Annotated in this window: 14 protein-coding genes; 7 read left to right on the top strand and 7 right to left on the bottom strand. The window is 50.0% G+C overall.

Going from position 1 to position 14,510, the window contains the following annotated elements:
• Positions 1-4: 4 nt before the first annotated feature.
• Complete coding sequence (locus tag QL223_RS02520; RefSeq protein WP_281543796.1) at positions 5-3,097, top strand: efflux RND transporter permease subunit; 3,093 nt, start codon at positions 5-7, stop codon at positions 3,095-3,097.
• A gap of 444 nt (positions 3,098-3,541) precedes the next feature.
• On the opposite strand, the gene QL223_RS02515 is transcribed toward QL223_RS02520, so the two are convergent.
• The 3 genes from QL223_RS02515 to QL223_RS02505 all read right to left on the bottom strand — a co-directional run bounded on the left by QL223_RS02515 (position 3,542) and on the right by QL223_RS02505 (position 5,771).
• Positions 3,542-4,702: an AAA family ATPase gene (locus tag QL223_RS02515; protein ID WP_281543795.1), complete on the bottom strand. Its 1,161-nt coding sequence runs from the start codon at positions 4,700-4,702 to the stop codon at positions 3,542-3,544.
• A 62-nt stretch (positions 4,703-4,764) separates the two neighbouring features.
• On the bottom strand, positions 4,765-5,175 hold the full coding sequence (locus tag QL223_RS02510; protein ID WP_281543993.1) for a VOC family protein: 411 nt from the start codon (positions 5,173-5,175) through the stop codon (positions 4,765-4,767).
• Positions 5,175-5,771 (bottom strand): glutathione S-transferase family protein, encoded by a 597-nt coding sequence (locus QL223_RS02505; protein ID WP_281543794.1) that lies wholly within the window; start codon positions 5,769-5,771, stop codon positions 5,175-5,177. The genes QL223_RS02510 and QL223_RS02505 overlap by 1 nt, the downstream gene beginning before the upstream one ends.
• A gap of 81 nt (positions 5,772-5,852) precedes the next feature.
• On the opposite strand from QL223_RS02505, the gene QL223_RS02500 reads away from it, so the two are divergent.
• The 4 genes from QL223_RS02500 to glcF all read left to right on the top strand — a co-directional run bounded on the left by QL223_RS02500 (position 5,853) and on the right by glcF (position 10,639).
• Positions 5,853-6,767 carry a LysR family transcriptional regulator gene (locus tag QL223_RS02500; protein WP_281543793.1) on the top strand — a complete coding sequence of 305 codons (915 nt, stop codon included), beginning with the start codon at positions 5,853-5,855 and terminating at the stop codon, positions 6,765-6,767.
• Positions 6,768-6,889: 122 nt separating this feature from the next.
• Entirely contained in the window at positions 6,890-8,332 is a 1,443-nt protein-coding gene (locus QL223_RS02495; protein WP_281543792.1) for an FAD-linked oxidase C-terminal domain-containing protein, read from the top strand.
• Positions 8,325-9,419 carry a glycolate oxidase subunit GlcE gene (gene glcE / locus QL223_RS02490; RefSeq protein ID WP_281543791.1) on the top strand — a complete coding sequence of 365 codons (1,095 nt, stop codon included), beginning with the start codon at positions 8,325-8,327 and terminating at the stop codon, positions 9,417-9,419. Before QL223_RS02495 ends, glcE begins: the two co-directional genes overlap by 8 nt.
• Entirely contained in the window at positions 9,416-10,639 is a 1,224-nt protein-coding gene (gene glcF / locus QL223_RS02485; protein WP_281543790.1) for a glycolate oxidase subunit GlcF, read from the top strand. Before glcE ends, glcF begins: the two co-directional genes overlap by 4 nt.
• Before the next feature lie 4 nt (positions 10,640-10,643).
• Here the strand turns inward: glcF and QL223_RS02480 are convergent, their stop codons facing one another.
• The 3 genes from QL223_RS02480 to QL223_RS02470 form a co-directional block, all read right to left on the bottom strand.
• Entirely contained in the window at positions 10,644-11,105 is a 462-nt protein-coding gene (locus QL223_RS02480) for an isoprenylcysteine carboxylmethyltransferase family protein (protein ID WP_281543789.1), read from the bottom strand.
• Between the two features lie 113 nt (positions 11,106-11,218).
• Positions 11,219-11,428, bottom strand: a complete 210-nt coding sequence (locus QL223_RS02475) for a hypothetical protein (protein ID WP_281543788.1) — start codon at positions 11,426-11,428, stop codon at positions 11,219-11,221.
• A gap of 17 nt (positions 11,429-11,445) precedes the next feature.
• Positions 11,446-12,351 (bottom strand): AraC family transcriptional regulator, encoded by a 906-nt coding sequence (locus QL223_RS02470; RefSeq protein ID WP_281543787.1) that lies wholly within the window; start codon positions 12,349-12,351, stop codon positions 11,446-11,448.
• Positions 12,352-12,415: 64 nt separating this feature from the next.
• Here QL223_RS02470 and QL223_RS02465 point away from each other — a divergent pair, with 64 nt between their 5' ends.
• Positions 12,416-12,571 carry a hypothetical protein gene (locus QL223_RS02465; RefSeq protein WP_281543786.1) on the top strand — a complete coding sequence of 52 codons (156 nt, stop codon included), beginning with the start codon at positions 12,416-12,418 and terminating at the stop codon, positions 12,569-12,571.
• A gap of 51 nt (positions 12,572-12,622) precedes the next feature.
• Here the strand turns inward: QL223_RS02465 and QL223_RS02460 are convergent, their stop codons facing one another.
• On the bottom strand, positions 12,623-13,333 hold the full coding sequence (locus QL223_RS02460; RefSeq protein ID WP_281543785.1) for a cation transporter: 711 nt from the start codon (positions 13,331-13,333) through the stop codon (positions 12,623-12,625).
• A gap of 262 nt (positions 13,334-13,595) precedes the next feature.
• On the opposite strand from QL223_RS02460, the gene QL223_RS02455 reads away from it, so the two are divergent.
• The gene (locus QL223_RS02455; RefSeq protein ID WP_165012200.1) at positions 13,596-14,480 is read left to right on the top strand and encodes a LysR family transcriptional regulator; all 885 of its coding nucleotides are present in this window, start codon (positions 13,596-13,598) and stop codon (positions 14,478-14,480) included.
• The last annotated feature ends 30 nt before the right edge of the window (positions 14,481-14,510 follow it).

Raw genomic sequence — 14,510 nt, 5'->3', positions numbered from 1 at the left:
TTCCATGGAAAAGTTACTCAAAAACACCCGATTATTGGTGCTGTTTACTGTCCTGTTGTTGGTTTCAGGGCTTTCAGCGCTCTCTACCCTTCCCCGCGCAGAAGACCCTGCCCTCATCAATCGCTGGGCAACCATAACGACGGCTTATCCTGGCGCCAGTGCAGAGCGTGTAGAAGCCTTGGTCACAGAGGAGCTGGAAAACGAGCTGCGTGCACTCGATGAAATTAAGTTGATTGAATCCCAGTCGCGCCCTGGTATTTCTGTCATCACCATAGAACTTCATGACGAGCTCACCGAAACTGAACCGGTTTGGTCAAAGGTACGTGACAAAATTGGAGATGCGTCGCCTAACCTGCCTTCCGGCGCTTTAGAACCCGCCTTCGACAATGATCATTCGAATGCTTTCACCTACATCACTGCCCTGCAGTGGGATGACGACAGCGATGTTGACCCACTGATCCTCGGCCGTTATGCCAAAGAGCTTGCCAAACGTTGGCGAAATCTCGCTGGCACCGAATTTGTGGAAACCCACGGCGCGCCGGACGAAGAGATTCTCGTCACGCTCGATGTGGCGTCTGCCAGTGTGCTTGGGCAATCTGCCCTTTCTATCTCGAACGCCATTTCAGCAGCCGATGCTAAAAACGCAGCAGGTGAACTTCACAATGAACGTAACCGCTTCCAACTGGAAGTCGCAGGCGAACTCGACTCAGTTGATCGGGTAAAGCGTGTTCCTGTCGCGATTGATGAGAATGGCTTTCTTGTCCGGTTGGAAGATGTCGCTTCCGTTGTGCGGGCGCAGGCTTTGCCACTCCAACAAATTGCACTGATTGATGGCAAACCCGCGGTATTGGTTTCTGCACGGATGCAAGGAACGATTCGGGTTGATAACTGGACGGCATCTGCCGATGCGCTTATCGACGGATTCCGAGCAGATCTCCCCTCCAACATCAGCATCAAGCCCATTTTCAAGCAGGCCAAATACACCGAAACCCGACTGTCAGAGTTGGTCGATAGCTTACTGCTCGGTTTCGGGCTGGTATTGATTGTGCTGTTTATCACTTTGGGCTTTCGATCTGCGATTTTGGTCGCCCTGTCTCTACCTATCGCCTCAGCCTTTACTCTGGCATTAATGAGCTTTACAGGCTTGCCTATTAACCAGATGTCCGTCACGGGTCTTATCGTGTCACTCGGCATCATGGTCGATAACGCCATTGTCATGGTCGATACTATCCAGCATTACCGCCAACAAGGCGTGAAGCGACTGGAAGCGGCAGTGAACGCTATCAAACACCTATGGTTACCGTTGCTGGGTTCGACATTGACGACGATCCTCGCCTTTGCGCCCATCTTCCTCATGCCAGGGCCTGCTGGTGAATTCGTCGGGGCGATTGCCATTACGGTCAGCTTCTCGCTGATTGGCTCCTACATCGTTTCGCATTTTCTGGTGTCGGGCTTTGCGGCGCGCTGGTTGCCTTCTGGCGAAAGCCACAACCATTGGTATCAATCAGGCTTGACCATTCCTTGGTTAAGTGAGGCTTTCCGCACGTCAGTCCGAGCCGCGGTTAGGTTCCCGTGGCTTGCGATCCCAATCGTGTTTATGGTGCCATTTTCCGGCTTTTGGGCTGCTGGCCAACTCACCGAACAATTCTTCCCACCATCAGACAGAGATATGTTTGAGATTCAGGTGTTCCTGTCTCCTCAAGCGAGTATTAATGCGACATTGGAAACCACGCGACAGATTGAAGCGCTGCTAGAAGAAACCGAGGGCGTTGAGCAAGTGGGCTGGGTGGTCGGTGAGAACTTCCCATCGTTTTACTACAACATGATGGGACGCCAACGTGGCGCGCCTAATTTCGCGCAAGCCATGGTGAAAGCCGAAGACTTCCGTGCCGCGAATAACATGATCCCATTACTTCAGGGGCAACTTTCCGAGCAATTTCCCCACGCGCAAATTCTGGTGAGAAAGCTGGAACAAGGTCCTCCTTTCAATGCGCCACTGGAAGTGCGAGTGTATGGCCCGAACCTTGACCGTCTTCGGGATATCAGTGAGAACATTCGCCTGCTGATGGCGTCCACACCTGATGTCATTAACACCCGCGAAACCCTGCAACCTGGTACCCCTAAGATTGCCGTTAAGGTGAATGAAGAAGCCAGTCAACTCACAGGCATGTCACTCAGTGATATTGCTATGCTGCTCAATGCCTCCATGTCAGGCATTGTTCAGGGAAGCGTCGTCGAAGAAACTGAGTCCATTCCTGTCCGGGTGCGCGTCGCTGATGACTCACGTACCAGCATCAACGAATTGAACAAACTGAGATTGCCTTTGGCTGGCAGTGAAGGTCAGGCTGACTTGCCTATCACCGCCATTGCAGATTTGGCGATCGAGCCTAGCCGTGGTGCCATACCCCACCGCAATGGTGAACGTGTCAATGTGATTGAAGGTTACATCACTGCCGGCGTGCTGCCACAAACTGCATTGAACGCTTTTACTGAGAAACTGGAAAACGCTGACCTGCGTTTACCGCCGGGTTATCGCCTCGAATTTGGTGGCGAATCTGCTGAGCGTAACGATTCCGTCAATCAGCTTTTGGCCAACCTCACCATCGTTATCACCCTCTTAATTGCGGTTGTCGTGGTCTCGTTCAATTCATTCCGTCTGAGCGGGATTATTTTCTTGGTCGGCGTTCAGGCTGCAGGTTTGGGTCTATTGTCGGTTTGGGTGTTTGGCTACCCATTTGGCTTTACGGTGATCATTGGATTACTTGGCTTGGTTGGTCTGGCGATCAACGCCTCGATAGTGATTCTGGCAGAGCTAAAATCCTGCCCAGAGGCCAAATCGGGGAACCGAGAAGCCATTGTTGAAGCGGTAAGCAGTTGTGGGCGACACATCACCTCCACGACCATCACAACAATTGGCGGTTTCCTGCCGTTAATCCTGGCTGGCGGTGGCTTCTGGCCACCTTTCGCTATCGCCATTGCAGGCGGCACATTGCTGACAACCCTGTTGTCATTCTACTTCGTGCCAGCAGCATTCAGGATTGCAGTTGCGTTTCGCCCTTTAGACAAACCCAACTCTCTGGAACCCACTGAGGCATAAGGTGAACACTAGGCATAAAAAAACAGCCACCTTCCGGTGGCTGTTTTTTTCTTCAATGGTTGAATCGTATCCGCAAAAGCTAAAACGCAGAAAGAACAGGGCTAGCCATTAAGCCCATCAGCAGCAAAATTGGAAACATGATCTTAATGATGAACGGAATCCGCATTATCACATTCCTTTTCTAATAGTACGGCTTTAGCAACCCGCGACTCTCCCACACGGTTTGCACTCCGCCAAGCCAACAGCAGCAAAGCTTGTTAATTATAGACGCAAACTTTTAACAAGACATACAGCATTGCATACCTTTTTGGGCAAAAACTTAGACAACCAGCAGTTCTATATGAAATATAAGGAATATTTTCTCCAAATTTTTTTGCGACTCATCACGCTTTTATAGCAGATATCATACGAAATCGGATGCTCATTACCTTCGATGCGCTTCTATTAGTCTGGCCAGTACCAGTTAGGTGTGTCTAACAATCCCTGACCTTGCACTTCGGTTTGACCCAAGACTTTTTCCAGCTCTATGGCATGACAATCTGGATGCTGGTTCAGGGCGTTTATCAAGCGGTTCGCATGGGAAATCACCCAAACCTGCGAATGCTGTGAGGCGTGGGTGATCAGTCTAGCAAGCGCAGGCAAAAGATCAGGATGCAGACTGGTTTCCGGTTCGTTGAGCACCATCAGCGCTGGTGGCCTTGGCGTTAGCAATGCAGCGACCCAAAGCACGAATCGCAATGTTCCGTCAGAAAGCTCGGCACCACTCAAGGGACGCAACAAGCCTTTCTGGTAGAATTCGATGGAAAAACGACCATCATCCTTAGTCACCACACGCAGCTTACAACCTGGAAATGCATCTTCGATGGCACGGTCTAGCGCTTCCTTGTCACCGATTTCGATAATGGTTTGAAGTGCGGCAGCAACATCCCTTCCATCGTGATGAAGCACCGGCGTTCGGGTGCCCAACTGAGGTTTCCTTGCAGGTGCATCGGCGTCTGTGCGGAAATGATCGTAAAACCGCCAGCTCCGAATCATTTCGCGGGTATGAAAAACTTCGGCAGCAGCGGCTGGGTCGGCATGAGCATCAAACATGCTGTCATAACTCGGTATATGCTGGGAGGCCACTTCCCAGCTACGTCCATTGCGAATTCTAACCATGTTACCTTTTCGCTCTACCAGAGAGCTGGCTGGACGATAGTACGGGCCATTGAAAATGCATTCACGCTTGATTTCGGGATCGAAACAAAATGCACTTTGCTGGGGTTCAGGTAATCCAAGCGAAATCGTATACCCAAAGGTTTCACTCGAGAACCCAAGTTTTAGCCTTATCACATCTTTGCGTACCACTGGCTCTACATCCACATCGCCGCGGCGCATCGCCTCAGAGATTTCTTCGGGGCCCGCCCAGAAGGTCGATTGCAATCCGCCTTCTTCCGCAAGCGAGTTGACCACTCCGCCGGATGCGGTTTTCGCCAGCAACCGAAGCGCCTTGTACAAGTTCGATTTGCCACTGCCGTTCGGCCCGGTGATCAGATTTAACGGCCCGAGGGGGATAGTGAGAGACTGTATGGATCGATAGTTGGCAATGGAAAGCGTGGTAAGCATGATGGGTCCTGAAAGTGTCCAGACGATGTAACATATCAATGTTATCAATCGCCTGTCACCCTTCATTTTTCCAGTTCATTAAACTCAAGCACAGTGCCATCAGGGTCGCGGATAAAACAAGCCACACGTCTTTCCCCGATGCGTATCGGCCCTTCCGTCACCTTGATACCCCTTCGCTTACAAAAAGAGAGAAACGCAGACATTGAGTCGATCACGTAAGCAATATGGGTAATGCCTGGAAACTTCGTGTCAGCATCCTGAAGAACATTGTGCCCGTGCAGCAAAGGGGCATCGCCACTGAATATCAGATTAATACGCTGGCCTTCGCTGTTTTCCATCTCACAGGCGTTGTGCTCAGGCAACATCAACACTTGGGTAAACCCAAGCATTTTGTAAAAAGACATCGATTTTTGAGCATTACAGACCCGAATACCTACATGTTCAAAAGCCCTGATTTTCACCTCAGCTGTCATCATTCAATGCCTGGCATGCTGATGAAGCGATCGAGCCCTTTGATAGCATTCATCCAACGGTTTAGGTGCTCAAATTGCTCTCCACTCACGCCCCCTTGATGCATCAAGGCTATGTAAGGAAAGCATGCGATGTCTGCAATAGTCGGAGAGTCACCCACCAGCCAATCGTTATCTGAAAGGTGGTCGTCTAATAGCTCAGCACACTGAAGCGTCTTAATTCTCGCACTGTCCACATCCAACTCAACGCCAAAAAGATCATGCAATCTGGCATCATTTGGACCCCTTGCGATTTCATTAGCAGCATAAGACAGCCACTGCATCACCTCTCCCTGACTTTTGGCATTCTGAGGCCACCAGGATAAAAGCTGATATTTTTGCGCGAGATAAATAAGAATTGCCTGAGAATCACGGACGATAAAACCATCGTCGTTCAGCACCGGTATTTGCCCTAGAGGGTTTATCTTCAAAAACGCATCCGTTTTGTGTTCACCTGCCATGTAATCAACGGCGTAGATAGATAATGGAATATCATTTAAAGCGCAAAACAAACGTACTTTGTAGCAGTTGCCGGAAAGTTCAAGATCATAGAGTTTCATATCCAAAGCTCCTTCCAATGGATGATTGAGGTTTCATCACTGTAAGTCGAAAATATGCCTTCGAACATGGAGGTTAGTGCAATGCAGGATTGCAAGAATGCAGACCCATTATGGAATGACCTGAAAATCTATAACGCTGTCGTGTGCGAAGGATCGTTATCGGGGGCATCAAGACGATTGAACATCAGTCATTCCACAGTGTGCCGCAGAATTTCGCGTCTCGAAGATATTGTCGGCGTCCCGTTAATCCGAAGACGGTCTAATGGCATCGCATTTACCAAAGATGGAGAGCAGTTGGGTGGCTTTGTCAGGGAAATGGATGAGCGCGCCAACGACATCATGTTCTGGATTAAACAGAAGAAAGATGACCTCGCTGGCGTCCTGTCGCTCAGTTGCTGCGATATCGCATTGCAGAGCCTGTCACGTATCGTAGGAGACCTTTCCGTCTCCAATCCCGGCATTCAATTCGATATTAAAGTCAGTGCGATGAATGTCGATTTACGGCTTGCCAACACAGATCTTGCCATTCGAGCCACCACCTCTCCCGACGAGTCTCTGGTTGGCGTAAAGCTCAGTCACTTTCAGTTCCAACTGGCGAAATGCGCGGGTGTGAACTCTCCTTCCCATGCAAACTGGATTTGCCTTAACGACGCGTTTTCCCACCTTCCTGCTGAACGTTGGCTAGGGGAACTAAAATCAGAAAGCCAAAGCCAAATCAAAGTCGACAGCTATATGAGCGCTGCGGAATTGATTCGCACCGGGACAGGCATTGGATTGTTACCAGATTTCGTGGTGGAAAATGATCCGTACCTTGAAGCCATTGACGTTGAAGAAACACTCCCCACTTGGGATTTGTGGTTGGTTTATCACCGCTCTCAAATCAACAATGGTTTGGTGAAGGCGTTTACTAATCACCTGAAAAGTCATTGGTGCGAAAACCAATCCATCCCTCTACCTCCGGAAGTAAGCAGCACCGATCTTTCTTGGCAAAAATGAATTGCGCTCTCATTCTTCGTTCAAACTGGACGGCAGCCCTCACACTAGGCTCAATGGATAGGAAGCAGAGACAAGTACTCACCTATTGTTAAATAGCGTGGATTGTTTTCAGGGAAGGAAACATGAAAAGGGAAGTCATCACAGCACTAGAAGGCATTGTCGGAAGCAAATTTGTCATTACCGACGAAGAAACCATGCGTCCCTATGAATGTGATGGCCTCTCTGTCTATACCGAAATGCCAGTGTGTGTCGTGCTTCCCGCTTCGACAGAAGAAGTCATGGCGATCATGTCGCTCTGCTACAAATACAAGATCAACGTCGTCGCCCGAGGTGCAGGAACCGGTCTTTCTGCTGGCGCCTTACCGTTAAGTGATGGCCTCCTGCTTTCCCTCGCCAGACTCAATCAAATACTGGATATCGATAAAACCACCTCACTGGCCGTGGTTCAACCCGGCGTTCGTAACCTGGCTATATCAGAACAAGCCAGCCGTGAAGGTTTGTATTATGCGCCTGACCCCTCATCCCAAATTGCCTGTTCGATTGGCGGTAATGTCGCCGAAAACGCAGGCGGTGTGCATTGCCTAAAATATGGCTTAACCGTCCACAATGTGGTTTCTGCTGTGGTCGTCACCGCCGAAGGCGAGAAACTGGTTTTGGGCGGAGCTGCGTTTGACCTACCCGGTTTCGACTTACTGGCTTTAATGACGGGCTCGGAAGGCATGTTAGGCATCGTCACTGAAATCACCGTGCGCTTGCTTCCTCTGCCCGACGTGGCCCGCGTTATCCTTGCTGGTTTTGATTCGGTGGAGAACGCTGCAAATGCAGTGAACGATATCATCGCCAACGGCATCATTCCCGCAGGTTTAGAAATGATGGATGCTTACGCCATTTCCGCCGCGGAAGACTTTGCCAAAGCGGGTTATCCCAAAGAGGCCGATGCCCTGTTGCTTTGTGAGCTGGATGGCAGCGAAGAAGATGTGAATCACCAGCTTTTACAAACTCAGCAAATATTGCAGCAGGCTGGCGCGACCACGCTGAAGATCTCCGAAAGCGAAGATGAACGGGCGAGAATGTGGAAAGGCCGCAAGTCTGCATTCCCCGCGGTAGGACGAATTTCACCGGATTATTACTGTATGGATGGCACTATTCCGCGCAGTGAACTTGCCAGCGTGCTCAATCAAATCCACCAGCTTTCACGATTCTATGGCCTACGCGTCGCCAATGTCTTTCATGCTGGGGACGGTAACCTCCACCCTTTGATTCTGTTTGATGCCAATGTGCAGGGGGAACTTGAAAAGACCGAAGAATTCGGCGCGGAGATACTCAGAATTTGTGTGGAGGCCGGAGGCTGTATCACTGGGGAACATGGTGTTGGCGTAGAGAAAATCAACCAGATGCACCACCAGTTTAATGACGCTGAATTAGCGCAGTTTCATCGCGTAAAAGCAGCCTGGGACGCGGAAGGATCGCTCAACCCCGGCAAAGGCATTCCCGAGCCAAAGCATTGTCAGGAACACAAAACGCTTATCCACTCTCACAACACGGAGGGGAGCTCAAATGGCTAATATCACCTCCAACCTGATTGAACAGGTCAACGATGCGATTGCGGATAAAACAGCATTAAATTTAATTGGCGGAAATACAAAACACTTCATCGGCCGTCAGCCTGTCGGTCAGGCCGTTTCCCTGAAAAACCATACTGGCGTGATTTCCTATCGCCCGAGCGAGCTTGTGGTTACCGCCCGTGCGGGCACGACCATTGCCGAGATTCAGGCACAGCTGGCTAATAACAACCAGACCTTGGTGGGTGAACCACCGGCCTTTAACGGCAAAGCTACGCTCGGAGGTTCTGTTGCTGCAGGCATCAGCGGTGCTTCACGCCCTTTCTGGGGCTCACTGCGCGATGCAATACTGGGGGTGAAACTCATCAATGGCTACGGGGAACATCTTCGCTTTGGTGGACAAGTGATGAAAAACGTCGCTGGTTACGATGTTTCCAGACTGCAAGCTGGGGCGTTTGGTGCGTTCGGCATTATCACTGAAGTCAGTCTACGTGTGCGTCCAAAATCAGAAAGCACCACCACCTTAGTGTTTGAATGCGGTGCAGCCTCTGCTATCAGGCGAATGCGCGATCTTTCAGTGTCCGCGCATCCTTTGTCTGCAAGCGCTTGGTGTTCAGGCCAACTCTTCATCCGGCTTTCCGGCAGTCAACTCGCTATCAATCACTGCATAGAAACGCTTGGTGGAGAACGTCTGGAAAATCAGGATTTGTTCTGGCGTTCCATCAGAAATTTCCGTCATCCATTTTTTGCTCATCGGGCGCAGCCGTTATATCGGCTGTCCCTCTCTCCCGCCGCCCCTCACTATGAGCAATTGGGCGATACACTGATCGACTGGGCAGGTGGCGTCAGATGGGTCTACTCGGAACGATCGCTCTCCACCCTCGCCAATCTTGCTGCTCTGCAAGGTGGACATGCCACTTGTTATCGTCCCATTGATCGTCATGCCGAGTGTTTTCATCCGCAGTCGGACACAGCCAAACGCATTCACCAGAACCTGAAAATGGCTTTTGACCCACACAGTCTGTTTAATCCCGGCCGCATGTATTCATGGTTAGGGCGAGATGAAGCTCAGGGAGGCAATAGCCAATGAAGACATCACTGAAAGATGAGTTTCTAAGCACGCTGGATGGCAAAAAGGCCGAAGAAATCCTGCGACGATGCGTTCATTGCGGCTTCTGCAATGCTACCTGCCCAACCTACCAAGAACTCAGCGATGAGCGGGACGGACCGCGCGGGCGAATTTACCTCATCAAACAAATGCTGGAAAACGGCGAAGCCACAGAGAAAACACGAACGCATCTGGATAGGTGCCTGACTTGCCGAAGTTGTGAAACCACCTGTCCCTCAGGCGTCGAATACAGCCAGCTGTTGGATATCGGCAAGCAGCACATTGAAAAGCATGTGCCTCGTTCGTTTAGCGATAGAATACTACGTTACGGCGTCACACGAATCCTGCCCAATGCTTCATGGAACAAGGTAATGTTCAGGCTCGCACGCCAGTTTACGTTTCTGATGCCAGACACCTTCCGTGAGCAAATTCCAACGGAACAACCGCTAAAGTCCTATCCTTCCGCAACGAAAACCAACCGGACCATGATTGCCTTCAGAGGCTGCGTGCAGCAAACCGCTACGCCCAATACTGTCAAAGCTGCCAAAGCGGTGTTAAGTCATTTGGGGATTGAGCTGATTGAAGTGGCTCAGGAAGGCTGTTGTGGCGCAGTCAATCTTCACCTTTCTGAGCATGAGCGGGCCGTTCAGCAAGCCAAACGAAACATCGATGCCTGGTGGCGCTATCTCGAACATGGTGCTGAAGCCATTGTCATGTCTGCATCAGGCTGTGGTGTCACTATCAAGGAGTACCCGCAGCTTCTGGTCGAATCCCCTTACTATCGAGAGAGGGCTTTGGTTATTGCTGGAAAAGCCAAGGATTTGAGTGACATCTTACTCGCCGAAGATCTCACCCAATTGCCGCTGAAAACGAACAAGGAGAGAGTTGCCGTTCACTGCCCCTGCACGCTCCAACACGGCATGAAGAATAAGGAAACCTATTACGAGGTATTGAGGCGATTAGGTGTCGAGCAAACCCGCACGACGGAAGATCATCTTTGTTGTGGATCAGCAGGCACCTATTCACTGTTCCAACCAGAGCTCAGTCAGCAATTACTGAAACGTAAAATGAAGGCGCTCAGTGAAGGTGATCCTGAAGGGATTGTCACAGCAAACATTGGCTGCCAATTGCACTTAGGCTCGAAAGCCCAAGTGCCGGTGAAACACTGGATTGAATTGATTGCGGAACGTTTGGAAAACTGAGCGGTTAAATCCAGCGTCTTACCTTGGTCATGTATTCAGGAAAAGCATCCGGGAATTGACCCGTCAGGTATGCTTCTTCCGGCTCAATCTGAAAGCGGTTCATGTAAAACACAAACGCTAAACAACCCAACGCAGTGAACAGATTCGCCCAATAAAAAACGCCACCCACCAACGCCAGCAACATACCAAGGTACATCGGGTTTCGGGTGATTTTGTATATGCCACCGGAAACAAGTGCCGTGGCTTCCGTCGTCAGCATTGGGTTTACTGTGGTTTTATGGCGACGAAACTCGACCACACCGCTCACAGCAACAAACGCACCAATAGCCACAAATAACAAAGGCAACCCAGAAGGAAGGGAAACCAGCCACTCGCTGGCAGGGGTAAACAGGGAAATGACCTTCATCAATGCAAGTGCCAGTGCGACAACAATAACAGGGGGGATTTTCAGTTTCAGGCTATCCATCACATTTGTTCCTTGGGCTTATTTCGTTTGCCAATATACTAACGCGTTATGGCTAACAGCGCGCCCCGACCAGATACTAACCTTTTGAATTTAAGATACTTACGCGAGGTAACTCAAGGGTTTGGATTCACGTAATAAAAAAGAGTGAAGAAAAGCGCCAGTATGAAGTTCACCTGCCAAAGCCCATTCCCCCAAAACGTCAGAGGTTCATCAGACCAAATACGCAGTGATAATACGAACATCTCCCCTTTCACGGTGACAACAAACAACGCAGCAAGATAGGTTTTGATAAAGCTAGATACACCCAGCCGGGCGCAACACAAAAACTTCTCCATCCCCGTCACAGTATTGGCAGGTAAATATCAGTGATCATCTCGCGTTCCGGCACTTCAGGGAACAAATTGATCCGCTCGAAAAACACCGGAAAATCACGAAGCTTCTCACCCGATTGCTCCTGCCATGGAGAATATAGGTATCGAACAGCGACACCAATGGCATCCGTGCTACCCACAAAGCGGATCTTGGCACATCGGCCACCTTCAATGGTTTTCACTTTGATGCGTGGGTCGGATAGATCCGCTTTCTCAGGGAGCTCACAGCCAATGTCAAAGCGGAAAGAAGAGTCGGTTACCGCATCAGGGTCATCAAAAACCAGATTGAAGGTACGATACTTCGACGGAGGACAATGATTGGCACGTCGCCATTCAATAAACTCTCCTACCGTTCCACCGAGTCGATTGGGTGAATCTCGGTGCTCCATGGCAGCAATCGTGATGCTTGGGACATCCACAATCTCTACCTCAAAGTCAGTCCGATTCACATACACTTCATTCCTAACCCGCACAATGGCATCAAAATGGGTTTCCCACGACGCCCAGTCTGGAGCCTGCCGGAAAGCAGAGGGGGAAACACCAAAGACTTTCCTGAACGCGCGGGAGAAAGATTCACTGTTTTCGTAACTACAATCGAGTGCAATGTCAGTCACGGAGATCTCAGGGCGATAAACCAGTTGGTAGGAGGCTTTTTTCAGGCGAAGCAGCCTGACATACGTGGCAACGTTAACGCCATAGCGGATGGAAAACTGACGGTGGAAGTGGAACTTGGATAAGCATGCAACGCCTGAGAGCGCATCCAAATCAATGTCGCTATCAAGGTTAAGCTCAATGAATTCGCGTGCTCTTTCCAGTTTTTCCGCTAAATGATGCATCTTGGTTCTATTTGCCGTTTCGTCCATGTTAGGTGTCATTCTGAGCCTGCCATATACACGGCAAACCAGTCAGACCAAAGTATCCTGAAACCGAAAATAAAACATGACCAAAATTGCTGAGCTTCGACCTGAGTTCGGGTTTAAGGTGGATTTAGCGCAAGGGGTTACAACGACGATTCAGGGAGAGCTGAGTATCTCTTCAGAATTAGGAAAAGGCAGTATTTTCACCCTCCGTTTCCCACAAAAAAGAGCAGCCTAAGCTGCTCTTTTCTTTCGGTTAACTCTTCGTCCTCGGTTAACTCTTCGTGAGTCAAGCAAGGATACCCTCACCTTTTTCGCTCATCGATTCTTGATGGATAGCCATCAATTTCTTCGAAGACTCGCTGATCATTTTCATCGGCACTGTCGCGAAGTAAACCGAAGCCAGAATCACCATCATTGGGTCAGCGTATACCGCATATTCTTCCAGACCACTCATCATCAGACCTGCTGCGACCAGGAAGCCAACCAATACAGCGGCACTGATCACCGTGTCCATCAGCCATTGGCTTGATTCTGCTTTCAAAATCGCTGAAGGGCGTTTACCGGATTGCTTACGAACCGCCATGTAGGTTGCCAGACAGCCCACCACGTTGATCACGCCAAACACCAGCGCGAAACCTGCGTTCACTTCACGGCCACCGTCGAACATAGCCTGCATGGCTGAAGCGAAAGACACCAGACAAACAATACCCACCACGAGACCTTTGGTCAAAACCACCAGCGATTCAATCACTGCAGCCTTACGTGCAGAAACTCGCTGTTCTGTTTTGCCTGATTTCTTCACAGGCTTACGAATGTACATGGTTGCGGCCAGCGCCATCAGAGAAAGAGCCAGACTGACAAGAGAGTATGCGCCGTCGAACACAATCACCATGGATCCCGCCCAGATGCCCAGGCCGATACCCATTGCCGCGAAACCTAAACAGGCAAGGGTAGAAAACTTCAATAAGTTACGTTCTTTCGTATATTCACAAGACATAAATCCCCACAAAGTGACAAAAATTTTGACAGTAGCGAGAATAACCAAACCACCTCTTACCATTTAGCGCAGTTCTTATTGGCCTAGAAAGGCCGTTTATACGAGGTAATTTGGGTATTCCTTAACGCTCTTGAAACACAATAACCCCTTTCGACAAAATCAAAGAGTTGCTGAGCGACAACTTTTTCGTCACCAGGTTTTTTCACTGAAATATTTAGGCGTAGAATCAATTTCCACAGGATTGATGAAACGGTATGCAGATATGCGTAGTAGCCAAATAGAAATGTTTCTGACCGCGGTAGAAGAAGGCTCGATTGCCGGCGCTGCCCGAGAGCTCGACAAAAGCCGCACCACGGTGAGTGCGGCGATCAGTGCCTTGGAAGACAGTTTAGGTGTTGAGTTACTCGCCCGTTCCGGTAACAGCGTAAAACTGACGGATGTTGGCCGAATGGTGCATGACGATTGCGAGCGCCTATTGCAAGCCGCCGTGGATATCGAAGCGAAATGCCGACAATTCGAAAGTGGCATTGAATCCGCCCTTCGCATTGGCCGTGATGATGCACTGCCGGAATCATTCTGGCGCGCCACCATGCGGGAAATTCAGCAACAGTTCCCCGATTCCAGCGTTTCGATTTACGTGGCTCCCCCACCAGAGCTATACGAAATGGTGGATGAAAACATGGTGGATGTGGCTTTCGGTCTGTTGCCAGAAACCCGCGCCTTTGGCCGCATTAACTCAAAAAAACTGGGTCAGGTACGCATGATGTCTGTGGTACGCAAAGATCATCCATTAGCGTCGATGAAACGTATACAACGTGCAGACTTGGAACGCTATACCGAAATCACCCTCGCTTACGTGGATGACGAAGGCCTTAAAGCGCTCGATCCAATCTCACCCCACTACATCGCATTGCCTTTTTACGAGCATCTTCGAGATGCGGTGTTGGATGGTTCAGGTTGGTCAAATGTGCCATCTATGCTGTTGAGGAAGTATCTTCGTAGTGGCACGTTGCAGGTCATGCGCCATTCCAACGCGATGCAATGGCAACCTTATGGTGAAATTACCGCCATGGATGCACGTGGAGGCGCACTGACAGCCTGGCTTTCCGACAGGTTGGAAAGTTTTCTCGTGGCAGATGCTGAGTAAATAAAACGCCTGTCACTAGATAAAAAGTTT

The sequence above is a fragment of the Grimontia sp. SpTr1 genome, from assembly GCF_947387585.1.
GTDB lineage: Bacteria > Pseudomonadota > Gammaproteobacteria > Enterobacterales > Vibrionaceae > Enterovibrio > Enterovibrio indicus.
This window is presented reverse-complemented; position numbering and strand designations above follow the sequence as displayed.